Annotated in this window: 24 protein-coding genes; 6 read left to right on the plus strand and 18 right to left on the minus strand. The window is 48.1% G+C overall.

What is annotated here, in order from left to right:
• Positions 1 to 8: 8 nt before the first annotated feature.
• From ACXAH1_RS06415 to ACXAH1_RS06440, 6 genes are all read left to right on the plus strand, one after another.
• Positions 9 to 2,585 (plus strand): flagellar hook-length control protein FliK, encoded by a 2,577-nt coding sequence (locus tag ACXAH1_RS06415; RefSeq protein ID WP_475194965.1) that lies wholly within the window; start codon positions 9 to 11, stop codon positions 2,583 to 2,585.
• Positions 2,586 to 2,709: 124 nt separating this feature from the next.
• Positions 2,710 to 4,701 carry an amidohydrolase gene (locus tag ACXAH1_RS06420; RefSeq protein WP_475194967.1) on the plus strand — a complete coding sequence of 664 codons (1,992 nt, stop codon included), beginning with the start codon at positions 2,710 to 2,712 and terminating at the stop codon, positions 4,699 to 4,701.
• A gap of 100 nt (positions 4,702 to 4,801) precedes the next feature.
• The gene (locus ACXAH1_RS06425; RefSeq protein ID WP_010385716.1) at positions 4,802 to 5,098 is read left to right on the plus strand and encodes an EscU/YscU/HrcU family type III secretion system export apparatus switch protein; all 297 of its coding nucleotides are present in this window, start codon (positions 4,802 to 4,804) and stop codon (positions 5,096 to 5,098) included.
• Between the two features lie 255 nt (positions 5,099 to 5,353).
• Entirely contained in the window at positions 5,354 to 5,731 is a 378-nt protein-coding gene (locus ACXAH1_RS06430; protein WP_253048894.1) for a hypothetical protein, read from the plus strand.
• A 73-nt stretch (positions 5,732 to 5,804) separates the two neighbouring features.
• Complete coding sequence (locus ACXAH1_RS06435; protein ID WP_475194971.1) at positions 5,805 to 6,503, plus strand: hypothetical protein; 699 nt, start codon at positions 5,805 to 5,807, stop codon at positions 6,501 to 6,503.
• A gap of 98 nt (positions 6,504 to 6,601) precedes the next feature.
• Positions 6,602 to 8,749, plus strand: a complete 2,148-nt coding sequence (locus ACXAH1_RS06440; protein ID WP_475194972.1) for a hybrid sensor histidine kinase/response regulator transcription factor — start codon at positions 6,602 to 6,604, stop codon at positions 8,747 to 8,749.
• A gap of 147 nt (positions 8,750 to 8,896) precedes the next feature.
• On the opposite strand, the gene ACXAH1_RS06445 is transcribed toward ACXAH1_RS06440, so the two are convergent.
• The 18 genes from ACXAH1_RS06445 to fliN form a co-directional block, all read right to left on the minus strand.
• On the minus strand, positions 8,897 to 9,325 hold the full coding sequence (locus ACXAH1_RS06445; protein ID WP_054015638.1) for a DUF2802 domain-containing protein: 429 nt from the start codon (positions 9,323 to 9,325) through the stop codon (positions 8,897 to 8,899).
• A 3-nt stretch (positions 9,326 to 9,328) separates the two neighbouring features.
• Positions 9,329 to 9,826 (minus strand): chemotaxis protein CheW, encoded by a 498-nt coding sequence (locus tag ACXAH1_RS06450; RefSeq protein WP_010385708.1) that lies wholly within the window; start codon positions 9,824 to 9,826, stop codon positions 9,329 to 9,331.
• Between the two features lie 24 nt (positions 9,827 to 9,850).
• Positions 9,851 to 10,666, minus strand: a complete 816-nt coding sequence (locus ACXAH1_RS06455; protein ID WP_475194975.1) for a chemotaxis protein CheW — start codon at positions 10,664 to 10,666, stop codon at positions 9,851 to 9,853.
• Positions 10,659 to 11,444, minus strand: a complete 786-nt coding sequence (locus tag ACXAH1_RS06460) for a ParA family protein (RefSeq protein WP_054015636.1) — start codon at positions 11,442 to 11,444, stop codon at positions 10,659 to 10,661. The genes ACXAH1_RS06455 and ACXAH1_RS06460 overlap by 8 nt, the downstream gene beginning before the upstream one ends.
• A gap of 54 nt (positions 11,445 to 11,498) precedes the next feature.
• The gene (locus tag ACXAH1_RS06465; RefSeq protein WP_475194979.1) at positions 11,499 to 12,659 is read right to left on the minus strand and encodes a protein-glutamate methylesterase/protein-glutamine glutaminase; all 1,161 of its coding nucleotides are present in this window, start codon (positions 12,657 to 12,659) and stop codon (positions 11,499 to 11,501) included.
• Positions 12,660 to 12,739: 80 nt separating this feature from the next.
• A complete protein-coding gene (locus ACXAH1_RS06470) occupies positions 12,740 to 14,980 on the minus strand; it encodes a chemotaxis protein CheA (protein WP_475194980.1) in 2,241 nt (746 codons plus the stop codon).
• A gap of 15 nt (positions 14,981 to 14,995) precedes the next feature.
• A complete protein-coding gene (locus ACXAH1_RS06475; RefSeq protein WP_253048911.1) occupies positions 14,996 to 15,766 on the minus strand; it encodes a protein phosphatase CheZ in 771 nt (256 codons plus the stop codon).
• A gap of 19 nt (positions 15,767 to 15,785) precedes the next feature.
• Positions 15,786 to 16,169: a chemotaxis response regulator CheY gene (gene cheY, locus ACXAH1_RS06480; protein ID WP_054015632.1), complete on the minus strand. Its 384-nt coding sequence runs from the start codon at positions 16,167 to 16,169 to the stop codon at positions 15,786 to 15,788.
• 43 nt (positions 16,170 to 16,212) lie between these two features.
• Positions 16,213 to 16,947 (minus strand): RNA polymerase sigma factor FliA, encoded by a 735-nt coding sequence (locus tag ACXAH1_RS06485; protein WP_138550023.1) that lies wholly within the window; start codon positions 16,945 to 16,947, stop codon positions 16,213 to 16,215.
• Positions 16,948 to 16,949: 2 nt separating this feature from the next.
• Positions 16,950 to 17,810 carry a MinD/ParA family protein gene (locus ACXAH1_RS06490; protein ID WP_046003902.1) on the minus strand — a complete coding sequence of 287 codons (861 nt, stop codon included), beginning with the start codon at positions 17,808 to 17,810 and terminating at the stop codon, positions 16,950 to 16,952.
• Positions 17,803 to 19,326: a flagellar biosynthesis protein FlhF gene (gene flhF, locus ACXAH1_RS06495; RefSeq protein ID WP_475194983.1), complete on the minus strand. Its 1,524-nt coding sequence runs from the start codon at positions 19,324 to 19,326 to the stop codon at positions 17,803 to 17,805. The genes ACXAH1_RS06490 and flhF overlap by 8 nt, the downstream gene beginning before the upstream one ends.
• A 20-nt stretch (positions 19,327 to 19,346) precedes the next feature.
• Positions 19,347 to 21,443: a flagellar biosynthesis protein FlhA gene (gene flhA, locus ACXAH1_RS06500; protein ID WP_475194986.1), complete on the minus strand. Its 2,097-nt coding sequence runs from the start codon at positions 21,441 to 21,443 to the stop codon at positions 19,347 to 19,349.
• Positions 21,444 to 21,503: 60 nt separating this feature from the next.
• A complete protein-coding gene (gene flhB, locus ACXAH1_RS06505) occupies positions 21,504 to 22,634 on the minus strand; it encodes a flagellar biosynthesis protein FlhB (RefSeq protein WP_475194988.1) in 1,131 nt (376 codons plus the stop codon).
• A 21-nt stretch (positions 22,635 to 22,655) separates the two neighbouring features.
• On the minus strand, positions 22,656 to 23,435 hold the full coding sequence (fliR, locus tag ACXAH1_RS06510; RefSeq protein ID WP_253048919.1) for a flagellar biosynthetic protein FliR: 780 nt from the start codon (positions 23,433 to 23,435) through the stop codon (positions 22,656 to 22,658).
• A gap of 4 nt (positions 23,436 to 23,439) precedes the next feature.
• Positions 23,440 to 23,709, minus strand: coding sequence for a flagellar biosynthesis protein FliQ (gene fliQ / locus ACXAH1_RS06515; protein WP_054015626.1), 270 nt, complete (start codon positions 23,707 to 23,709; stop codon positions 23,440 to 23,442).
• A gap of 1 nt (position 23,710) precedes the next feature.
• A complete protein-coding gene (fliP, locus tag ACXAH1_RS06520) occupies positions 23,711 to 24,451 on the minus strand; it encodes a flagellar type III secretion system pore protein FliP (protein WP_253048921.1) in 741 nt (246 codons plus the stop codon).
• Positions 24,452 to 24,455: 4 nt separating this feature from the next.
• Positions 24,456 to 24,827 carry a flagellar biosynthetic protein FliO gene (fliO, locus tag ACXAH1_RS06525; protein ID WP_475194991.1) on the minus strand — a complete coding sequence of 124 codons (372 nt, stop codon included), beginning with the start codon at positions 24,825 to 24,827 and terminating at the stop codon, positions 24,456 to 24,458.
• 11 nt (positions 24,828 to 24,838) lie between these two features.
• Positions 24,839 to 25,240, minus strand: a complete 402-nt coding sequence (gene fliN, locus ACXAH1_RS06530; RefSeq protein WP_054015623.1) for a flagellar motor switch protein FliN — start codon at positions 25,238 to 25,240, stop codon at positions 24,839 to 24,841.
• Between the last annotated feature and the right edge of the window lie 14 nt (positions 25,241 to 25,254).

The raw sequence follows: 25,254 nt of genomic DNA on the forward strand, positions 1-25,254 counted from the left end.
TTAAAATAATGAATAAGCCGACGATTTCTATTCAAAACAATGCACATTTGGCCACATCACAGCTGAATGAACGCGGGCCATCAGCAAACACGACCGCAGCTACTGAACAGACCTTCAATGCCCGCAATTTGGTGATCAAACCCGACAGCATTCAAATGGAAGTGACTATAGATGGCCGCTGGCAAGGCGTACGGCTGGCCAGCCAGAGTCAGTTGCAGCAGCCGCTGAAATTACCCGAAGCCGAAGTAAAAATCAGTGCCGACGGCACACTACTGACGGTCAGCACACCAGAACTGAAGCTACAGATCAAACCCGCGCAAACTTTGCTGAGCCTGCTGAGTCTGATCAAAGGACTTGGCGGACAAAGTGCGTTGCAGCTGGATGCACAGCTTAAGGGCAGCAATCAGTCCACCTTAATGCTGGAAAAAATTGGCCTGGCGCTGCCAGTTCCCCCTGCCCTGGCTGACTTACTCAAACAAGAGAATAAACTCGTTGCCAACCTCAGTGCCAGGCAGAATAACTTGCTGCTACAGATTTTTAATGCCTTTGGCGATGAACTAATGAAAGCCCCGGTTAGTAAACACAAACTGACCACTTTGCTTGCGCAACTTGGCAGTCAGGAGCAACCCAAGATTAAGCTTGGCCGCAGCAGCGCAACATTGCAGCTTGCCAACCAACAGGTTGAAGTGAAAACGCCTGAAGCGCAGAGCGCGCTGAAGCTCAACAGCTGGTTCAATGCACAGCTCAAGGCCCTGCCCGACGGATTACAAATCGGGGTAGCCAGACAGTCAACTGAGGTAAAACTGGCCACGCCTCTACAACAGGCACTGCCCAAACTGGCTACACATCGCTTTGCCACTGAGCTGGAAAAAGCCACTAGCCCCAGCCCTGACAGTAAATCAACACTCAGCTATGACAAACCTTTGCTCAACGTGTCAATGGCAGACATTAAACAGACGGTTAAACAAGCTCTGGGGCAGCTACTGTCCAGGCCCTTTTTCAACACCAAACAAGCCCAGGGTTCTCAAGCACCGACTGCCACTCAGCCGCCAACCACGGCTGCAAAATCACCCAATGCGACTTTACCTCAGATTGCTGCCAACAATGCCGCGCTGGTACTAAAAAGCATGGCGCCGGTACACAGCCAACCTCTTTTACAGCTGCTGGATAACGTAGAGCAAGTATTTACTAACATTACTAAGCAGGCTACACCTAAAGGTAACGTTCAGGCCCCTTTATCATCTTCAGGTAGCCCAGTCGCTAAACGCAATAGCGGCTCGGCACCAGCCGGGGAAACACCACAAGAACCAGGTAAAATAAGTAAGGCTTTGTCACAAGCACCTGCGCCAATACCGCCCTCCGGCTCTGCTGCCACAGCCAAAGAGGCACAGGCGCTCGCGTCTGCAACTCCAGACAAACCCGCTGTTGCATCGCAGCCGTCCAGCGCGTTTACTCAACGCCTGGCGATACTTCAACAGGTCTTTGCTGCTGTGGTTCCTCAACAAAAGCCTTACAGCGCACAGCTTATAAACCCTCAGTTGCAACAGGCACAGGCGATGAGTGACGAGTCGGCAGCTAAACCCGCTGACAACCAGCCAAGCCAAATAAGCTCGGCAAAAGCTGAGCAGGCAGCATCGGCCAAACCCAGTTTATCTTTACCAATCGCCCAGATTTTGAGTAAAACACTGCGCCAGATAGAGGCAACACCGACACAATCGGGACCACCACTGCAACAACAGCTCAGTGAAACTCTCTCTGCAACGCAGCAATTTCGCAGCCCCCAATCGGCCGACCTGATGCGCCTGGTCCATCAGGCATTTAGTAAGATGATGGACGAAACGCGACACTCCCCTGAGCAGGTCAGTCATGAGCTGTTTGCACGGTTGCCGGCGCTTGCCAGCCAGATCCAACCCGCTTTGCCCAACAGCAGCTTTGCGCAAGCACTGGACAAGCTCATAGTGACTTTACTGGGCACTCAGCTTACTGCCAAAACCCAGGACTTACCGCCACAAACCAGTTTGGAGCAGCGTGTTGCGGCCCTGGTCGAAACCCTGCAACCCGGCACAAAACTCTCATCTCCCGGTCAGTTTATTCAGGCGGTGACTCAGCAAGCTCAGTCTCGTCTCATGGACGACCTGGCGCTGTTGCAAAACAATCTGGCTAACAACGCCAGTCCGCAACCGCTGGCGCAAAAATTCGATAGCGAAAGCCAGTTGCTGATCAATTTATTTATGCCCCTCAAATTGCCGCAGGAATGTCGCCAGAGTGAACTACAGATAGGCAAGTATAAGAAACCGGCCAAAGCCAATATGCCGGAAAAACAAGTGTGGTTTGTGCGGCTTAACTTCGACTATGCAAAACTTGGCCAGCTCAGTGTACAAGCGGAGCTAATGGACAAAGCCGTTGACTGCGAGATTGTTGGCGACAGCGCGTCGGTTTGCCAGCTGGCCCAGCCCCACCTGGATGCACTGCGCGTTAAACTGGCCGCACATGGTCTTCAGGTTGGTGAAATCGAATTACGCGAGGATGCGTCGCAGGTGAAGCGCTTTTACGACAGCCACGCCATCGTGAGTATTCAGGTGTAACCCAAATTTTACTCGTCAGGATCACAGCCTGTTCGGGCTGCTTTCACTTTTGACCATATGTTCTACAGTTGTAGCGCAAGTCTGACTTGCCTAACACTACATCACATATGCAAAGGAGAACGCTATGTCTTCGCACCACCCGCACCTTGGCTGTGCCTGCTGTAACTACCAATTGTTTGGCCATGCCGTACAAGGCGATAATAACCAGTCAGATAAGGGGATTTTCAATCTCGATAAACTCCTGATTGCCGCAGAGCATTACATAGATGATTACATTGCCAATCGGTTTGTCAGGCCCCCTCAGCAGCACAATATTTTTTACGGCGGCACTATTCGTACGCTCGAGAACGGTGATGTAAACAAAACCGTTGAAGCCGTTGTCATCGAGCATGGGCAGATAGTCCATACGGGTAGCCTGACTGACTGTCAAAACCAGTATCCACACGCCGACTCTGAAGATTTACAAGGGGCCTGCATGTTACCCGGGCTGATTGAACCCCATGTTCATTTGACTCCCACAGCATCTTTTAACGCCTGGCTGCAGCTCGCACCGTTCAGAGAAGGAGTAGAAAGTGGCGGTGATAACAATGATCAGTATTTAATTGGCAAAGACTACAACAAGAAGTCAGTGTCAGCGCTGTTGCTCAAAGCGGCAAAAGCACTCCCCTCTCACCGCAAATGGCTGCTGGCCTTTGGGGTCGACCCCAGCCAGTTTAACCCTATCACCACAACGTCTGCGGACGGCTCTGTCAGTCCAACGCCCTGGGAGGACTTCAACTGTGCTGAGCTGGACGACATCAGCAAGCAGGCACGCTCGGGCAAGGACGATGATATTTGTATTTTTATTATGAATGCATCTGGCCATGTTGCTTACGTCAACACCAATGCGCTTGAAGCAGTGCAACACGCGCAGCATGCAAGCAAGCCGCCCGTCAACGAAAATGGTATCTTACTCGAATCGGATCAGATTGGTCCGGTGATCAAAGTTGCGCTGGAGCAGTACTTTGTAGAACACCCTCAAGGCATCACTGAACTATTTGGCAATTTACAAAAGATCTTTAAACTCGCTTTATCACGCGGTGTCACCCTGATGTGGGATGCGGCGCTCGGCGCATCTTTGAAAAACGCTGAGCTGGAGATATTGAGTAAGATGGCCAGCAGCGGTCTTGCCGGATTGCGCCTTGGCGGCGCATTATTCTATACCACGGCTGATCAGTGGAGCAAAATCACGCCAACCGAGCCCAGCCATTATCATACGGACTGGTTCAATATTGCCCATGCCAAAATCGTCAGCGATGGCTCTAACCAGGGTCTGACCGGATATCAGCTCACCAAATATCAATTCCCGGACAGCAATATTAACGATGAATTCCCTTATGGGGTTTGGAATTTCAATCCGCCGGATGGCGACGCAGATCATCAAGTCGAATCTCCGTTTCTGGCACTGGTGAGTGAGTTAGACACGCGCGGCTGGTCATTGATGATCCACGCTAACGGCACACATGCTATAAATAATACCATCATGGCGTATCGTGATGCACTCCATAACCAGGAAAAAGCGGGACTGGAAAAACGCCATCGTATTGAGCACGCATCTTTACTGAGCGATCAGAACCTGGCTGATATGGACTATCTGGGCCTGTCGCCAAGCTTTTTGATAGGACACGTGGGCTACTGGGGTTATACCTTTAAGCATAAGGTGTTTCCTCAGCAACCCGTTGTTGAACACCTGGATCGCACCGCCTCTGCGGCTCAACATGCGCTGCGCTATACCCTGCACAGTGATCACTTTGTTTCACCGATTGGGCCACTGCGTATGATGGAACAAGCCGTCACCCGTATGATGGAAGACGCCCCTGAGGAAGCCTATCAAAATGGTCACCCTCCAATTCTCAATGAGCAAGAATGTGCCACCATGGCTCAGGCCCTGCGCGCTGCGACCTATGATGCCGCCTGGCAGTGTCATATGGACCACCTCATCGGTGAACTGGTGGTTGGTAAACAGGCCGATCTGGTTATTCTGGATGAAGATCCCTTAACACGCCCTGCAGTCGGGTTGAGAGATGTGCCTGTCCGCCAGACCTGGGTAAATGGCAGATTGTGTCATCATAGCTAAACTGGCAGCCCTTATCCGGATATAAATCCGGGTAAGGGGTTTTTATCTGACGGTGTTACATGCTACTTTGATACTAAGATGTCTGTAGTCGTTAAATGTTATGGAACAAAAAACCGCCATTGGCCTGTTATATGAAGCGGGTAAGTCGCCCGAAGTTGTTTGTAAGGGTTTTGGCGAACTTGCCGAAGAGATCATTGCACTTGCCAAAGAAAAAGACATCATGATCCATGAAGATGCCACTTTGGTCCAGACGCTCAGCCAGCTCGACCTGCACGAAGAAATCCCCAAAGAACTCTATTATGTCATTGCAGAGCTGATTGCTTTTTCGTATGTTCTGCGTGGTAAATTTCCTCCTGGTTGGAAACACTTCCAGGGAAAGCTGAATATAAAGGCCTGATGGCACAAACCCAAAACCTCATTGTGTGAACTCATTCTTCTTTGGGTTGAGGAGCGATACTTTGCCGTCCTGTGCCACATATAAATTCCCGACATTTTATTTAATATACTGACAACTATGATAATTTTTTCCTCGTATGTCGGTTAATTGACGGACTTTGTCGCATCAGTTAATGCCCCTGCCCCTCTGCTTACCTAGTATTTCACCGTCCTATCGGACACACCATATAAAGCAAAAACGGTAGAGGAAAATACCATGTCACACATCAAACTATTCATGAATTCGGCGCTGCTGATTGGCGCTTTGGGCACTTTGGCAACGTCCGCTCCAGCGGAAGCAAAGCGTTTTCGAGTCAAAAACTGTACATCCATTGAGTGGGTGCAAGTGGCCTCTTATAACAGTTCAGACAGCTCGATGTTTTCACCTCACAGTAAAAAACAGGTTAAGTCCGGAGAAACTGCCCAGCTAAAATGTGATTCAAACCGCTGCCGCTTTGAAGTACAGGACACACGGTTTAGTTACCGCAAGGGGAAGATTGGCAAACGCAAATGGCTGAAACTGGACATTACCCGACATGGTAATATGCAAAACTATTTTTACGCGTCGGTCAGTAAAGACGAGCCTGAGTGCTAGCAACCATCACACGGGGCAAGCCCTTTTATGAGCTGCCCTGTGTAACCCATCGACATCAACGCAAGTATTCATTATGAGCAAAATCGCATTTGTCGCAGCAACCAGCCTGGTTATTCATGGGCTGATGACACTTGTCTGGGTGACGCCCGGCCCACAACCCGTTGCACTAAATCATGATAACCGGATGTGTCACAGTACTGAGCACCCTCTCAATGAAGATCACATTGTGCATCAACCACAGTTAAAGGTACCAAACAGACCCGTTACGCAACCCCAGACAGCACTTGCTTCACAAACAACACCATTCGCCGCGGTTTCTTCCACTCAACTGGTGAGCCAGACACTCGCAAGTTTGAAAGCTGAGCTGAACAAGCGCTTGCACTCGACAAAGGAGCCGCATGCTCTGTTAACCTTAACTGAGCAAGCAGTGCTCCTGAAACAACCAGAGTTACTCTTTGCGCATACGAATAAAATTCTGCACCAGTCACAATCCCTTGATGCACTACAGCAAGAAGACTTACTGATCTTACTGGAAAATAGACTGCAACCTGAGCACCTCGAAGCACTCACACCTTATTTAACGTCACAATACGAAGACGTTCAGGAAGAAGCATTACTGAGATTGCTTGAAATCAACGCAGCGCCTCAAATTGAACAGCACCTGCGCTATCTGGCCAATTATGGTTTGACCCTCTGGGTGAGAGAAGAAGCCGAGAAACAGCTGGATATGCTGAACGCGCGTATACCTTTAAAAGCCTATCTATCAGAATGATCAGCCTTTTTAATCCTTAGTCCATTTTTGCTGCACACTTTTCAGCTAGGTTATTCTGGGTTATTTTTTAAATTACTGAATTTCATCGCTGAGACACTATGGACGCTGCACAAAACCCCTTTGTGACCGTCAGCAATACCCGGATGCAAACCATTATTAATGCGGTAGGTATATTGGGGCTGATTGTACATGCCTTACTGATTGTCGACTTTATCATTCTGGCAATCCCAGAGTTAGTTGTGTTGGAAGTATTCAGCACCCTGGCATGGTACATTGCACTGCGGATGAATCGTAGCAATAATACTTCAGGCGCCGTACTGTTAATGGTCGCAGAGGTACTCGTCCACTCGACGGTAGTTATCCTGTACTTAGGACTAGCGCCCGGTTTTCAGCACTATTTATGGGCCGCCGTTCCCTTTATTCTGTTTTACCGGAAAATCCCTTTGTGGGGCATTGTGACCTGTACTTTGTTGTGTATGGGCCTGTTTGTCGCTTGCTATCTGTTTGCTCAAGATATTGAGTACACCTATGCCTATGCAGAGCTACTCCCCTATATTCATGTGTCCAATGTGATCATTGCGTTTATGGCGTTGGGACTCACTTGTTTTCATTTTTACAATGCGACAATAGAAGCGGAGCAGGAACTTGCTAAAATGGCGGCTGAGAAAGTACAGCTGACAGAAGAAACTCTGGCAAAGAAAAATACCTTTTTCGCTAACGTATCTCATGAATTCAGGACTCCCTTAACACTCATCACCGGTCCGCTTGAGTCAATCATAGCCAGTACCGATCTAAAGGCTCAGAAACCGCTGAAAAAAATCCTCGCTAATGCCAAGCGGCTGCAAAGACTAGTTGAACAAACTCTGGAACTGACCAAAGCTGATTTTGCACAGCCGAAAGAACACCATACTCTGGCATTAAACGCGCTGGCTGAGCAGTTAAGTTATGCCTTTATATCGATAGCCAGGGTGAAAAACATTGAGGTTCATTGTGATACAGATGTCGATTGTCTGGTGGACATTGCCAGTCAGGATGCCGAAGCCATTGTCTGTAACTTACTGTCCAACGCAATCAAGTATTCAAAGCCTGACGGTAAAGTAACCATCAGATGCACGCTGGCAGAGGAGCAGGTCCAACTTTGCGTTAGCGACTCGGGTATCGGCATTGCGCCTGAGGATCAGCACCGCATTTTTGAACGCTTTGTCCGCCTGGATACACCTGTGAGCAAGACGGTTGCAGGTACGGGTATTGGGCTCGCGCTGGTAAAAGACTTAGTTGAGCGTGCAAAAGGTCAAATACAAGTTGTAAGTGATGGAGTTTCTGGCACACAGTTTACTGTCACCTTCCCATTGAGCCACGGCGAGCCACAAACGCATATCAGCTTGCATACAAGTGAGGTCGTCACACTGGAGCAGGCAAACCTTGAGCATCAAATCACATCAGAGGTTGTGCAAAATAGCGATGACAGTACACAACATTTACCACGCATATTGATTGTCGAAGACAATCCTGACATGCAGGCTTATCTGGCTGATTGCCTTCGCCATTCCCATCAGCTGTTGTTCGCCAGTGATGGTGAAAGTGGTTTTACGCTTGCCAAAACACAGGTACCGGATCTCATACTCTCTGATCTAATGATGCCAAAAGTTGATGGATTTCAGCTTGCACAACAATTACGGGAAGAAATCACGACCTGCCATATCCCAATACTGATGCTGACCGCGAAGGGCGATGAAGAAAGTCAGATGCTCGCCTGGAAAATGGACATTGACGCCTTTATGAGTAAGCCCTTTAACACAGAGCAGCTTAAAACCCGTATTCAGAACTTACTTAATATTCGCACGCTGATCAGTCAAAGAATTGGCGCTCTGCCCGGTGCAGTGGTGCCGACAGCACATCAGGGCACTAAATACGCTGGGCTTAGCAATAAGGATATCCAGTTTATCGAACAGTTAGAACAATGGTTAGCAGCCCACTTTACGGAACAAACCCTGAGCATCAAATGTCTTCTGCCAGTGGTTGCTATGAGCGAACGACAGCTACAAAGGAAGTTCAAAGCCCTGTTAGGCCAGACGTTCTCTGAGTACGTTAAAAAATTCAGGCTGAACAAAGGAGCCGAAATGCTGGCAAACGGCATGAGCGTCACCCAGGTTGCCTTTGAGTGTGGCTTTTCGTCTCAAAGCTATTTTAGCCTGTGCTTTAAAGCACAGTATGGCATAGCGCCCAGTCAGTTTAACCAGCAGTGAGGACGCTGTTAATCTGATTTACGCGAAGTAAAGGCTGTTTCAACGCGTTCAATAGGTAATACTGGTACAGGCACATCTATACTATTCAGCCAACGCTAAAACTCAGGTCTGGATGTCGTTGGCTGATTTGGTTGAGGATAAACCCCTCTATGATTGTTTATTGTGCAGGGACATTAACAGTTCTGCTTCGGCTCGGGGCAGTTCACACTCGCGCATGATTTCTTCTATGTCTGCGCCCAGTTCTACCATTTTGACTGCGCGTGAGTAAATCTTAGCATCAGGATCGTCATATTTTTGCGCAGCCTGTTGCTGGGCCAGATCCTTTGCGTAATTCTCGCAGGCAACCAGGCGTTTACCAATACTTAGCACACTAGCACGGACCTCGGCGATTTCACTACGTAAAATAGCAACTTGCTCGTTTTCTCGCTTCATATGCTGAAGCAATTTACCGTGTTCGTGGTTTTGTTGTTGTACTTTTTTACTCAGCGCAAAAATAAACCCCAAGCACACTAAACACAGCAGGCTTGAGGCAATGACCAGGAGCAATAAAATCTCGTTTTGGGTTACTGCTTGCACGGGTTAAATATGACTCAACTCATCCCACTCATCGTCGCTGAGTAGTTTGTTCAAATCAACCAGGATCAGTAACTCACCCTCACGGTTAGAGACGCCCTGAATAAACTTAGCGCTCTCTTCGGTGCCAATATTTGGCGCGCTATCGATCTCAGAGCTGCGCAAGTACACCACTTCGGCTACGCTGTCGACCAGAATACCGACTACCTGCTTTTCAGCTTCAATGATCACGATACGAGAATTGTCTGTTACTTCTGAACTAGGCAATCCAAAGCGAGAGCGAGTATCAATAACGGTGACCACGTTACCACGTAGATTGATGATACCAAGCACGTAAGTTGGCGCACCTGGCACAGGGGCTATCTCGGTATAGCGTAATACTTCCTGCACCTGCATTACATTAATGCCGTAGGTTTCATCCTCTAGCTTATAGGTAACCCACTGAAGGACTTCATCATTACTATCTGCATTTTTATCAGCCGAAAGTATTCTCTCTTGACTCATGATTTTACTCCAGTTAGATGCTAGTTACTGCTCTCGGCTATCGAGGCCATGCTCTAGCAATCGATTTAAATTCTCAACATCTATCAGTGCGCACATTTTTTCTTTAATGACGCCCGCCAGCCATGACCTTTTACCGTCGGCTGTTCGCCATTTAACGTCTTCTGGTTTCAACGTAATATTATTGACCAGATTTTCTGCCAACAGTCCCCACTGGCTATCGCCCAGCATGATCAAATACTGGTAATTGAGCTTTTCTTCCAGCTCAGGTGTAAACTTCTCCGGCATAACCCAACGTGCAGTATCTACAACATTGAGCTTTTCTTCCCGGTTGAGCATCACGCCTTTAAACCATTTTGGCTTACCAAACAATTGATTAACTTCTGTAAGCTGATGTATACCACCAAGCGACTTTAACGGCACCGCCAAAGTCAGCCCGGCAACTTCAAAGAATAACGCCTGAAATTCATTTTCAAGATAGGCATCCCGCGCACGAGCCGGCACAGCCTGTTCAGCTTCTTCTTTGATAATAGTAGTATTTTCAGTTATCTCAAGATCATCAGCCGGGGTTATTACCTGCTCTTGCGGCTCAACTTCCTGAGGTGTCGTCAATTCTGCCGAAGGCTCGGCAGTGGGTTGTTCTGGTAATGCTTCAGTAACGACATCATCCACGACGCTTTGCTCAGCAGAACTTGGCGTGGCAAGGCTCTCCTGCGCTTCAGGAACAGACTCCAAAAGCTTCGCGACTGGCGCAAGCGTGACGTCGTCTTCCTCTTCTTCGCGTAACAAAGCACCCAGATATTGTTTCATGACCTGTTCGTTGGCAAACAGATGCTTACTCATCGTTACCTCTATCAACTTCTGCCAGATGTTCCAACAAGGCGCGATAAGCATAAACGCCGCGCGATTTTGGGCAGTACTGAACTGGCACCTGTTGCGCCAGACTGGCATCTCTGAATTTGGTGTCAACCGGGATAACCCCGGGCCAGACTTTGTCCTGGTAGGTTTCCACCAGAGACTTGTATGCTTCAAGAGATGCTTTTGTGCGCTTATCATACATAGTTGGCACTATAGTATATTGATATTGCTTGGAATGCGAACTTTGCATTAATGACATTGTTCGCATCATACGATCAAGTCCCTTTAACGCCAAAAACTCAGTTTGCACCGGGATCAAGATACGTTCACTCGCGGCCAGCGCATTGACCATGAGCACGCCAAGCACAGGAGGACAATCAAGGATAGCATAATCATAGTGCTCACTTATCTTAGCAAGCGCCTTTTTAAGGATAAGTCCCATACCGGAACGGTTACCCATACTGCGGTCCAGCGTGGCAATGGCCATGGTCGCCGGCAAAATATCCAGGTTTTCTATGGTTGAAGGACACAGTGCCTGCAGGATTTCCTCACTGGCCATGTTTGAGCCGCGAATAAAGATGTCGTATACACTGACTTCTAACTCTTCTGAGTCAATGCCAAAATAGTAAGTCAATGACGCATGAGGATCTGTATCGATTAATAATACACGCTTTCCCTGAAGCGCCAGGATCCCACCGAGACTCACTGTGGTGGTGGTTTTACCCACCCCGCCTTTTTGGTTTGCTACCGTCCAGATTTTCACGTTTTTCTTTTATTCCTTCGGCCAAACACAGACAAGTATTCAGGCATATATCAACTATGCACAACCTATCTCTTTGTTTATTCTGAGTGCAACATCCTGCAAAGCAATATCTTCAGACGAAATACCCGCGCTGGCAACAGCTTGTGGCATACCATATACCACACAGGTTTTTTCGTCCTGTGCCCAGATAGTCGCACCACTTTGTTTCAACATTCTGGCACCATCACGTCCGTCTGCTCCCATCCCAGTCAGGATCACTGCCAATACATCTCCTCCGTATGCCTTAGCGGTACTGGCAAACGTGACATCGACACTGGGTTTATAGGTGATACGGGGACTATCATCTTCAAACACTTTCAGCGTTTTACTTCCACCTCTGGCTTCAACCAACATCTGCTGACCACCCGGCGCCAGATAGGCAACACCAGGTTGCAACCTGTCACCCTGCTCAGCTTCTTTCACTTTGATTTTACACAGGCTATTTAAGCGCTGTGCAAATGCAGGAGTGAATGCTGCTGGCATGTGCTGAATAAGCAAAATTGGATGCGGAAAGTTCGCTGGCAGCTGAGTCAAAATTGTTTGTAATGCGACCGGTCCACCAGTGGAGGTGCCAATTGCAACAATTTGGTATTTCTTGCCTGAGGCTTTAAACGATGCGCCAGTGCTTGGCGTGTCGGCCGCTGGTCTTGAAAAAGAACGGTCTGGTTGTGCTATCGGTTTGGCCGCTGAACGCAACCCCGGGGGCGCAGCGGTTGGTGTACTCCGCATAGGTGAAGGTGTTGACGAAGAACTGATCGGGCGGGTAAATCTGCTTACCCGACGTCTGCCGATTTCTTTGACTTTGTTTTGCAAAGAGCGGATCGCATCTTCACTATTACGCGCAATATCCTCGAACTTTTTGGGCAAGAAGTCGACTGCACCTGCATCTAATGCATCCAGAGTCGCGCTCGCACCTTCACGTGTTAACGACGAAAACATCAGAATCGGAGTGGGTGAGCTCTGCATGATCTGCTTCACTGCGCTGATACCATCCATCACCGGCATTTCCACATCCATAGTGATTACATCCGGTCTGAGGCGGGCAGCTTTGTCGACTGCTTCCTGACCATTTACTGCAAAATCAATCACTTGAATTTCTGGATCTTTTTCTAGTATTTCACTCACTCGGCGACGAAAGAAGCTCGAGTCATCTACAACTAATACTTTAACTGCCATTGGCATTGCTCTTTTATTCGTTACAGATCCGAAAAGTGGTGTCAAAGACACCACTTTGTCGGTATAAATGCGCCAGGTATTTACTTACCGGCGTAATATTTCAACATGCTGGGGACGTCCAGGATAAGCGCGATACCACCATCAGAGGTGATTGTTGCCCCTGCCATACCAGGTGTACCCTGCAACAAGGCGTCAAGCGGTTTAATCACCACCTCTTCCTGACCGATAAGAGAATCAACAACAAACCCAACCTGTTTGGTGCCCATCTGAACGATGACGACATGCCCTTCAGCCTTGCGGGCGCCTCTGTCAGCACCTTTCACAAGCCAGTGTTCCAGGTAGAACAAGGGTATAGCTTTTTCACGTACTATAATCGTGAGTTGCCCGTCAACGACATTAGTCTTAGTCAAATCCAGGTGGAAGATTTCGCTCACTCCGGCAAGTGGCAGAGCAAATGTTTGCTGACCGATCATAACCATTAAGGTTGGCAAGATTGCCAATGTCAGAGGCACTTTGATTTCAAGGATAGTGCCCACGCCCAACTCTGACTGGATATTAACAGAACCATTGAGCTGAGTGATCTTGGTTTTGACCACATCCATACCTACACCTCGACCAGAGATGTCGGAAATTTGTTCTTTGGTTGAGAAACCTGGTGCGAAAATGAGGTTATATGCCTCGTTATCTGATAAGCGGCTTGCCTGATCAGAATCAATTACACCTTTGCTGATAGCGATTTTCTTCAGCTTCTCAGGGTCCATACCTGCACCATCGTCACGGATGGTCAACAGAATGTGATCGCCCTCCTGAGATGCAGATAGCGTCACTGTACCGGTTCTTGATTTACCAGCGGCTTCACGCACGTCTGGCATTTCAATACCATGATCCACTGAGTTTCGAACCAAGTGAACCAAGGGATCCGCAAGGGCTTCAACCAGGTTTTTATCCAGATCGGTATCTTCCCCCTCCAATACCAGGCTAATGTCTTTCTTAAGACTACGAGCCAAATCACGAACAACCCTGGGGAAGCGACCAAATACTTTCTTAATTGGCTGCATCCGGGTCTTCATGACAGCACCCTGAAGGTCTGCTGTAACCACATCCAGGTTTGAAATGGCCTTGCCCATTGCTTCGCTGTTGGAGTTATTGGCCAAACTAACCAAGCGGTTACGCACTAACACTAACTCACCGACCATATTCATGATCTCATCCAGGCGTTTGGTATCTACCCGAACTGTGGTTTCAGCTTGCGCGGCAGGTTTTTTCGCTACGGCTTTATTATCTGCTGCCGGCTTAGCCTCTGTTGCGGGTTTTGCAGCTGGCGCCTTGGCTGCTGGCGCTGGCGCCGGTTTAGCTACAGGTGCTGCTGGCTTGGGTTCTGGCTTAGGCGGCGCTTTTGCGGCTTCTTTAGGCGCTGCTACATCTGTCTCTGTCGACTTTGGCGCTTGCCCCTTGCCATGTAGCTCATCCAGTAGGGCTTCAAATTCGTCGTCATTGATTTCGTCATCGTCACCACCACCCGACGCAGGTGCCTTTTCAGCGGCTGCAGGTTGTTCTGGTGCCGGTGCAGGTGCTGCTGAAGCAGGTGTTGCGCCAAATTGTCCAACTCCGTGTAGCTCGTCTAACAAACTGTCGAATTCGTCGTCGGTTATATCACCATCATCGCTGCTCGATGAGCTTGGTGCCGCGCTCGGTTTAGCCGGTTCTTGTGAAGCTGCTGACGGGCCATTTCCTGAACCGTGTAGTTCGTCCAGCAAACTCTCAAATTCTTCCTCGGAGATTTCATCAATGCTGTCAGAGCTTTCACCAGAAGACTCGCTTACTGGATCGGATGGTGCATCAAAAAGCACATCGTCTGCACTGGGTGTCGCGACAACTGGCTCTGGCTCTGGCTCTGCTGCGGCAGGGGCTGCAATCACCTCATCTTCAGATTCAGGCTGGCTAAGTTGGTGTAATACTTCCAATAAATGGGGGTCCGCCGGCTCGGGTTGCTCGCGGTTTTGGATACACGAGAACATTTCATTGATAGTGTCCAGTGATTGTAAAATCACATCCATCAACTCAGCCGTAACGTGACGCTGCCCTTGGCGTAGGACATCAAACACATTTTCCGCACCATGACAGGCGTCCACCAGTTCGGTCATGCTTAAAAAGCCTGCCCCCCCTTTGACTGTATGGAAGCCTCGGAAAATGGCATTTAACAGCTCTTTATCTTCCGGGTTATTTTCTAGTTCGACAAGCTGCTCTGATAACTGTTCGAGTATTTCCCCAGCTTCAACAAGAAAGTCTTGTAAGATATCTTCATCGACTTCAAAGCTCATTCGCATACTCTCCTATTAGAAGCCCAAACTCGACAACAGGTCATCAACTTCGTCCTGCCCGGATACGACATCATCTCGAGACTCAGCGTCCATTATTGGACCCTCTGGACCTGACAACTCATCAGCAACGGGGGTGGCTTTAGTTTGTGACTGCGGCTGGGCTGCAGTTTGTTGACTTTCATCTGCAGTACCGAATACAGTCAACAAGTGAATAAGGCTGTCTTCAACTTCACGAACCAGCTCTATGACACGCCGGATCACCTGTCCGGTTAAATCTTGATAATCTTGCGCCATCAGTACATTGGTCATCAGATTTTGTAACTCATCTGTACGGCCTCTTGAGGATTGCATAAAACTGTCAAGATCATGACATAAAGACTTGAACTCTCCGAGCTGGATATCCCGGCTCATTAGTCTGTCCCAGGTGGGCTTAATTTCAGAGAGTTCATCGGCAAGTTCTTGGGCTAAGGGAAGACTCGCTTCTACGGCATCCATGGTTTTATTAGCAGCGCTTTCTGTCATCTCCATGACATAATTGAGGCGCTGCTTGGCATCTGGAATGGCTTCTGTCGTGAGGTCTGCTAATCGGGTATCTAACTCAAAGTTTTTCAACGACTCATGAAGTTGTCGAGTCAGTTTACCCACTTCAGCGAATAGCTCTGATTGTTCTTTGTTGGTGGCCTCAATTAATATCTCATCAGCCTTTTCCTGCTCACCTTGTTCAAGGTATTCAACGAGCAGTTTAGCCTGTTCCAGAGTTATCTGTGGCACAGAAGATGTTGACATAAGCCTACCCTTATCAATACTAGCCTAAACGTTCGAACACTTTTTCTAGTTTGGTTTTCAGGGTTCCTGCCGTAAACGGTTTAACAATGTAACCATTAACTCCAGCCTGGGCAGCGGCAACGATTTGTTCTTTTTTCGCTTCTGCTGTAACCATGAGTACTGGGATGTGTTTAAGCTTGTCATCAGCACGAATTGCACGTAGCAAATCGATACCTTGCATGCCCGGCATATTCCAGTCAGTTACGACAAAGTCGAAGTCCTGATTTTGCAACATTGGAAGTGCCGTACTGCCATCATCAGCCTCTTGAACATTGGTAAAGCCTAAGTCTCTTAGCAGGTTTTTGATTATTCTTCTCATCGTAGAGAAATCATCAACCACGAGAATTTTCATGTTCTTATCCAAAACTTCCTCCGGTGAGGTTTGAACCTATATTGTAAAACTTACTCTAATTGATCCAGTCATTGATCTTTGCACGAAGCTTGATCATTGCTTGACCGTGAATCTGACTCACTCGAGATTCGCTGACCTCTAAGATCGCGCCAATCTCTTTTAAATTCATCTCGTCGTTGTAATACAAAGACAACACCAAGGCATCACGCTCAGGTAAAGTCTTGATAGCATTGACTAACGACTCGTTAAAGCGCTCATTTTTAACATTATTGAATGGTTTGTCTAGCGCAAAATCGTTGCCTGCGGGAGAAATTACGTCTTCGTCGACCCCCAAGTCTTCGATACCGATAACTTTACTCGCATTCACATCATGTAAAATATGATGGTACTCATCCAGCGTAATATCAAGTTTTTCAGCGATTTCAGTATCTTTTGGTTCCCGCCCAAGCTGAGATTCTAACTCAGCAATGGCTTCTGCTACCATCCGGCCGTTTTTGTGAACAGAGCGCGGAGCCCAATCACCACGGCGGATCTCGTCGATCATTGCGCCACGAATTCGGATACCTGCAAACGTTTCAAAGCTTGCCCCTTTGCTTGCATCAAAGTTTTTACAGGCTTCGATTAGCCCTATCATGCCAGACTGCACGAGATCGTCTAACTGAACACTGGCTGGTAACCTAGCTAATAAATGACAGGCCACTTTTTTTACCAATGGCGTATGACGTTCAACCACCTTATGAAGGTGGTCCGTCGTTTTATATCCCGCCATGCGGTTGACCGGTGAAGCCATCGTTAACCGTTTACCAGTTGCTCAATAAAGAATTCCAAATGACCTGATGGTTGATGGGGGATGGGCCACTTGACAGCTTTGCTTGCCAGACCTCTGAATGCCACGGCAGCAGGTGAATTGGGGAAAAGCTCAACGATGGTTTTTTGACGTCGCGAAGACTTACGCATATTTTCATCAAAGGGTATCGTTGCAACCAGTTCTAAAGCAACATCTAAAAACCGGTCGGTGACTTTGGATAATTTAGCGAAGAGTTCTTGCCCTTCTCTTAAACTGCGTACCATATTGGCCACAATTTTAAACTTATATACACCATGTTCGCGGCTTAAAACTTTAATCAGCGCATAAGCATCGGTGATTGAGGTGGGTTCATCACACACCACCACTAAAACGTCCTGAGCAGCTCGGGAAAAGCTCAAAACCATATCTGAAATACCTGCTGCGGTATCGACAATTAAAATGTCGAATTCGCTACTGAGCTCGCTGAATGCACGAATTAGGCCTGCGTGCTCGGCAGGTGTTAACTCTACCATACTCTGCGAGCCAGATGTCGCCGGGACGATGCGGATGCCAGCAGGTCCCTCAACCAGGATTTCGTCTAGTTCACATTCGCCAGACAATACATGAGATAAATTTTTCTCTACCCTTAAACCCAACATGACATCACAATTGGCCAGACCTAAGTCAGCATCAAGCACCAAGACCCGATTACCCTGCTGTCCTAACGCAATGGCAGTGTTAAGGGATACATTGGTTTTACCTACACCACCTTTACCACCAGTCACTGCGATTACTTTTACACTGTGGTTATTTTTTTGGTTCATTCTCCGCAGGCCACTTGCTTGATCTAAAACTGTATTAATCATACATTCCTACTGTCTGGGACGCCACTGGTACACGTCGCGAATGTTGTGCTTTTGTTCTCTTTAAATACAATTGCTCAGCCTTTTTGACTAACTTCTGAGCGTTTGCCACGCGAATGTCTTCAGGCACTCGCTGACCATTGGTAAGATACCCTATTGGCAGACGATTTTGAATCGCTATGCTAATAATCTCACCTAAACTTAGACTTTCATCAAGTTTTGTAAAAATACAACCACTTAAATTGACTTTTTTGAAGTGGTTTACTGTCTCTTGCAGTACATGCATTTGTGCTGTTGCACTTAATACCAGGTAGCTGCGAATGTCAACACGGCTGCTGCGCATCAAAGTGTTTAACTGCTCGGTTAAACGCAGGTCGCGCTGACTCATTCCTGCCGTGTCTATTAATATTAGACGCTTATTGCGTAAATGATAAAGAACCTCAGCAAGTTCATTGGCATCTTTTACTTGCTTGACAGGACAGCCGATGATCCGACCATAGGTTGCCAATTGCTCATAAGCACCAATACGATAAGTATCTGTGGTGATCAATGCCACATTGTCAGCACCATATTTTTGGGCGCCCAGTGCTGCCAATTTTGCAACGGTAGTCGTTTTACCTACTCCTGTTGGTCCAACCATCGCGTACACACCACCCTGACGCAGGATATCGTTGTTGGTTGTATGCATCTGATTGACGACCATATTAAGCAGCGCATTCCATGCTTCTTTACGAGAAACATCATCCGGAATAAAACAGGCCATCTGCTCAGCCACTTCAGCACCGATCCCCATGCCTTTCAGGCGTTCAACCAGGCAAGCACGAGTTGGATCTCGACGTGCCATTTCCTGAGTCATCAGCCCTGACAGCTGAAACTCGAGTAGCTGGCGGATTGCGTTCATTTCATCGCGCATAGAGGACATTTCGTCATCGTTGGCTGTTTTCTGCACCGCAGGTTCGTCACCAAACCCTTGTTCCAGATCATCACCAAACTCCCAGGAGGTACTCTCTTCACGCGCGTCAAAACTATGACTTGGAGCCTCATAACGCGGCTGTCGAGCTGCCTGAGGCATAGCCTTAGCCGGGGCTTCGCTGCGTTGTTGAGGCTGAAACATATCATCTGTGTTGATACCAGATTGAGAAAACATCGAAGCAAGCTCAGGCGACTTAGGACGAGGGGCTTGGCGCTCAAGTAAAGCTTCGAGACTATCTGCAACTTGTGCCTGCTTTTGTGGCTCGGCACGACGAGGCTGTGGACGGACCATTCTGGCAGCCTGGTTGTAGCCTTGCTGCGCGCTTTGCTGAGGCGCAGCCTGACGAGGGGCAGCTTGCGCTACTGGCTGTTGAGGTGCCGCCTGAGGCTGAGGCGCAGGCGTGCGGTCATTATCAACTGCGGCAACGATCTCTACACCGTCAGCCAGCTTCTTGTTTGACATAATTACCGCATCCGCACCAAGCTCTTCTTTCACTTCTTTCAAAGCGGTACGCATATCTTTTGCAAAAAAACGTTTAATTTTCATGGTCAGCCCCTTCTAGTCCTCTACTGTCCAACTGAGCTCACTATCTTAATTTGTCTTTCATCCGGTACTTCCTGATATGACATGACTCTGAGTCCCGGGATGGTGTGTTTTACAAATCGTGACAGCACACTTCTTAACATACCTGAGGTTAATAAGATGGACGGCTCGCCGAGCATTTCTTGCGTTTGATGGGCTTCTCTTAATGAACCTTGAAGCCGCTCTGCAAGGCCTGGCTCTATGCCTGCCCCCTCATCACCTGCGTTCTGAAGTGACTTATGCAACATCTGTTCCAACTCGGGCGCCAATGTTATGACAGGGATTTCATCAGCCCCGCCAACCGCATCCTGCACTATGAGTCGGCGTAGTGAGATACGTACAGCAGCCGTTAATACATCAGGGTCCTGACTGCGAGGCCCATATTCAACCAGAGTCTGAACAATAGAGCGCATATCACGAATTGCGACCCCTTCGTTTAACAAGTTTTGTAGCACTTTTACTACGGTTGTCAGTGGTAATATATCCGGCACCAGACCTTCGACCAGGCGAGGGTGACTCTTAGCCAGCATATCCAACAGATTCTGAACTTCCTCATGGCCCAGCAGTAAAGACGCATTATTAGTCAGCAGCTGGCTGATATGTGTGGCGACTACTGTGGCTGCATCCACAACTGTATAGCCCAGAGAATGAGCCTCATCTTTTTGTTCAGGTTTGATCCACACAGCTTCCAGGCCGAAAGCCGGATCTTTAGTGGCAACGCCATTAATTGGACCAAACACCTGACCCGGGTTAATCGCGAGCTCATCACCATGTTTCAGTTCGCCGTCTCCTGAACCTACGCCCATCAAGGTAATACGGTAAGCGTTCGGGTCCAGCTCCAGGTTGTCACGGATATGTACTGGAGGCACAAGGAAGCCAAGCTCCTGTGACAGCTTCTTACGCACCCCTTTAATGCGATTCAACAGCTCGCCCCCCTGTGATTGATCAACCAAGGGGATCAGGCGGTAGCCGACTTCCAGACCAATCACATCAACCGGCTGTACATCATCCCAGCCAAGCTCTTTTTGTTCCTGCTGCTGAGCAGCAACCGCGCCACCTTTTGAGTCCTCGGCTTGCTGTTCTTGTGCTTTAAGTTTTTGCTGGTGTGAATAATAAGCCAGATAGCCAATGAGTGCGCCCAAGCCCAGGAATGCAACATGAGGCATACCAGGTACTAATCCCATGACAATCAGGATCCCTGCTGCGATAGACAAGGATTTCTCGTTGCCCAGCTGCTGGGTCATTTGCTCGCCCATGTTGTGTGATTCGTTCTGACGGGTTACAACAATCGCTGTACCAATTGACAACAATAACGAAGGAAGCTGAGCGACAAGACCATCACCTATCGTCAGTAAGGTATAGACTTCCATGGCTCTGCCAAAGCTCAGGTCATGCTGCACCATGCCCACAAACAGACCGCCAATGATGTTAATCGCCAGGATTACAATCCCCGCTATCGCATCGCCTTTTACGAACTTACTGGCACCATCCATTGAACCGTAAAAGTCTGCTTCACGCGTTACTTCTTCACGTCTTGCTCTGGCTTCATCTGCCGAAATAAAGCCGGCATTCAGGTCTGCGTCAATTGCCATTTGTTTACCGGGCATCGCGTCCAGGGTAAAACGGGCTGATACTTCGGAGATACGGCCAGCACCTTTGGTGATTACCACAAAGTTGATGATGATAAGGATCAGGAAGACCACCAGACCAACCGCGTAGTTACCGCCGATTACAACGGAGCCAAACGCTTCGATCACTTTACCAGCTGCGTCTCCGCCGTTATGACCTTCCAGCAGGACTACCCGGGTACTGGCTACGTTAAGTGCCAATCGCAAAATTGTTGCGATAAGCAATACTGAAGGAAACATGCCAAATTCAAGCGGCTTCATGGTGTAGACCGTAACGAGCAGTACCACCAATGCCAGGGCAATATTGAATGAAAACAAGATATCAAGCAGGAAAGGTGGCATAGGTAACACCACCATGCCCAAAGCAGCCAATACCAACACTGGGGTACCAACACCTTTGGCGTACTCTTTTTTATCTCGATTAATCTGCTGTAAAACCGCTTTAAAATCCATAACTTACAAACCACAAATTATTGACGCAGTTACATTAAAGCAAGTTTGATACCAATTAGCTTAGTGTTTTAGTTCGTCTGGAATGGGGAGGTCTTTTTTAAGGGCGACAGGCCGCTTACCCCGCCCTTTGTTGAACTTTTTCAACTGGAATACGTAAGCCAGTACCTGTGCAACAGCGGTGAAGAGTTGCTGTGGAATTTGATCACCCACTTCAGTCGTATGGTACAGAGATCGCGTCAAAACAGGTGACTCGACAATCGGGACTTCATTACCTTTGGCTATTTTACGGATCTGCATGGCCAGCTCATCCACCCCTTTAGCGATAACCATAGGTGCACCCGCTTTTTCGGTGTCGTACTTGAGCGCCACAGAATAGTGGGTCGGGTTGGTTACAACCACATCAGCATCAGGTACTTCCTGCATCATCCGTCGCTGTGACATCTCGCGCTGTGTACGCCGAATACGGGCTTTGATCTGAGGGTCACCTTCCGAGTTCTTATATTCGTCTTTTACTTCCTGAAGCGTCATCTTCAGCTGTTTGTGATGGTTGTAGCTCTGATAAGGCGCGTCGATTGCAGAAATAATGACCATAGTGCAGCTCAGCGCGAGAAACATCCAGGCCAAAATTTCCAGTGAGTGCAGAATGCTGCCAGGGATTTGCTCGATACTCAGATGCAAGATCTCGTAGAAGAATACCTTGATCAGTAAGATTGCAAACCCGGCTACCAACACAAATTTGAGGATTGACTTAACCAGCTCTACAGCTGCCTGAGGCCCAAACATACGTTTAATGCCTTTCATAGGTGACATTTTGCTCGGCTTAGGTGCTGCAGCCTGCCAGCTGAAATTAAAACCACCTAGCAATGTATTGCCAATGATCCCGGCAACCATGATGATTAAAACGAACATACTGAGCGGAAAAACGATCTCGGAAAATGCATCCCCCCAGACAGAAAACATTTTAGTAGTGTCGTAAGTTTCATTGCGATTCAGTGTAAACATGCGGCCCATCATGTTATACAGGCCTTTGGCAATGTCTGGTCCGTACAGTAATAACGAAACGGCAGAAAAAATAAGCACGAATGTCGTCCCCAGCTCTTTTGAGCGGGCCACTTGCCCTTTCTTACGGGCATCTGCAATTTTTTTGTCTGTGGGTTCTTCCGTGCGTTCCTGACCAGAATCTTCTGCCATCTTTTCGCTCCCGGTACTTGATTACACCGTGCAACCGATCAGGTTACACATTAGTTCTGTCATTTTCAGCCACTGAAACTCGTACTGAATAATAAAGTTGCCCATCGTTGCCCAGATAATCAACAAGCCCGACACCATAGTAAACGCAAATCCCACAGAGAAAATATTCATCTGCGGCGCAGCGCGGGTCATTATGCCAAATGACAGGTTAATCAGTAGCATGGCCGTTAAAGGAGCCAAAGACAGCGCAAGCGCTGTAGCAAACAGCCAGCTACCCCAGGTAACTATCAGCCAGTAGTTATCAACCACCCACCAACTGCCATCGATAGGCCAAGTCTGAAAACTATAGACCACCATGTTGATCATCATCAGATGACCATTGAAGACAAAAAACAATAACGTCGCCAGGATCAGATAGAATTGACCTACGGCGGGTACGCTCAGGCCATTGGCGGGGTCAACCACAGACGCAAAACCCAACCCGGTTTGCATTGCCAAAATTTGACCCGCCACAATAAACGTATTCAGTAGTAGTACCGAGGCGAAACCAATCGCGACCCCGACAATCATTTCATGCGTCACGACCAATATCATGGCGAAGGAAAATAAGTCAGTAAACTGAGTCTGGGGGATGGCAGGCACAACCGCCACCGTGACCACAATCGACAGAGCAAGCTTCACACGAGTTGGCACACTTTGGGCGCCCAAACCGGCCATAATCATGATCATGGAGCTGATCCGGACAAACGGTAACATGTAGTCGCTCAGCCACTGTATGATGATTGCTAAGGGGTATTCCATTGCACTACCCTGCAATTTCAGGGATTTGGAGTACCAACTGGTTGAAGAAGTCCATCAGCACCTGCACCATCCAGTGGCCACCGAAAATCAGTGCCACAATGGTGATGATGAGCCTGGGCAAAAAGCTCAGAGTTTGTTCGTTAATCGACGTTGCGGCCTGGAAAACCGCAACCACCAACCCTATCATCAGACCGGGGAGTACAATAGCCGTCACCAGCTTAATAACAATAAAGAGCGAGTCACTGAGAATGTCGACAAAAACTTCTGGTTCCATGTCACACCCCTAAGCCAAAACTTCGCGCCAGCGTGCCCATTATCAAAGACCAACCATCGACCAACACAAACAGCATGATCTTAAAGGGTAAAGCCACAATCATGGGTGAGAGCATCATCATACCCATCGCCATCAGGACACTGGCAACCACCAAATCAACTATCAGGAAAGGAATAAAAAACATAAAGCCAATGATAAAAGCGGTCTGTAGTTCACTGGTCACAAACGCCGGAATAATGACCACAAACGGCGTGTCTTCCGGGCTATCCAGCTTATCGTAACCCGCTATCTTAGCGAATGTTTCCAAATCCTTGATACGGGTTTGGGAAAGCATAAATGCTTTGATCGGCTCTTTGGCTTGCTGCAATGCCTGTATCGACGTCAATTCTTCGTTCAAATAGGGCTGTACCGCACGGTCATTAATTTGATTGAATATTGGCGCCATAATAAAAAAGGTCAGAAACAGCGACATGCCCACCAATACCTGATTTGACGGCGATTGCTGCAAGCCAATTGCCTGACGTAAGATAGCCAAGACCACAATGATACGTGTAAACGAGGTCATCATAATTACAGCAGCAGGGATAAAGCTCAATGCTGTCATGATGGCCAAGACTTGCAGGGTTACAGAATATTCCTGAGAGCCATCCGGATTAGTTGTAACACTCAAAGCCTCAATACCATCAGCAAAGGCATTTGATGCGAAAAAAAACACACTGATGAGGAAGAGAATTCGGATCATAGGTTTATTTCTTATTGTTATTTGCGCCAGACATTAAGCGACTGAGTTCTTTGGCAAAAGGCGCTGTGGGAGTCACCTCCAGTGGCGACTCTAACTGATATAAATAATTGATACTGTGTGGCGTGACACCGAGCAAATGTTGCTTGTCGTCAATTTCAATAACCAACAGGCGCTCCTTGCTCCCTAACGGTAAGCTTCGTATCACTTTAAAATCCTGGCTATTACCCAAATTTGGATTGAAGCGTTTTACAAGCAATGCCAAGCCAATAATGGCCAACACCACAAAAGCCAAAGACAGGCCAACCGATAACAACTCACCGCTGAGCCCGCTTGGTGGCTGCACCGCAGCCACACTGGAGAACATTAAAACACTCATTACCCAGGCTGCTAGCGAAGCTTTTTAATGCGTTCGACCTGGCTGATCACGTCAGTCAGGCGAATACCGAACTTATCGTTTACTACAACCACTTCGCCGTGCGCAATCAACGTACCATTAACCAATACATCCAGCGGTTCACCGGCAACCCGGTCTAGTTCAACAACGGATCCCTGATTTAACTGGAGTAAATTACGAATATTGATTTTAGAGCGCCCCACCTCCATTGAAATGGTGACCGGGATATCTAAAATCGTATCGAGTTTGCGCTTTTCATCCGCACTCAGATTAGCACCGCTGTCCTGTAACTCTTCCAGTTCCGCAACTTCGGCTTCAGCACCGTCCTGGTCAGCTTCCTCGGCCTCTGCAAGTGCAGCCGCCCATTCGTCCATTGTATCTTGATCATCGCTCATGCACTGACTACCTT

Source organism: Pseudoalteromonas sp. AWH4_217 (assembly GCF_056161105.1).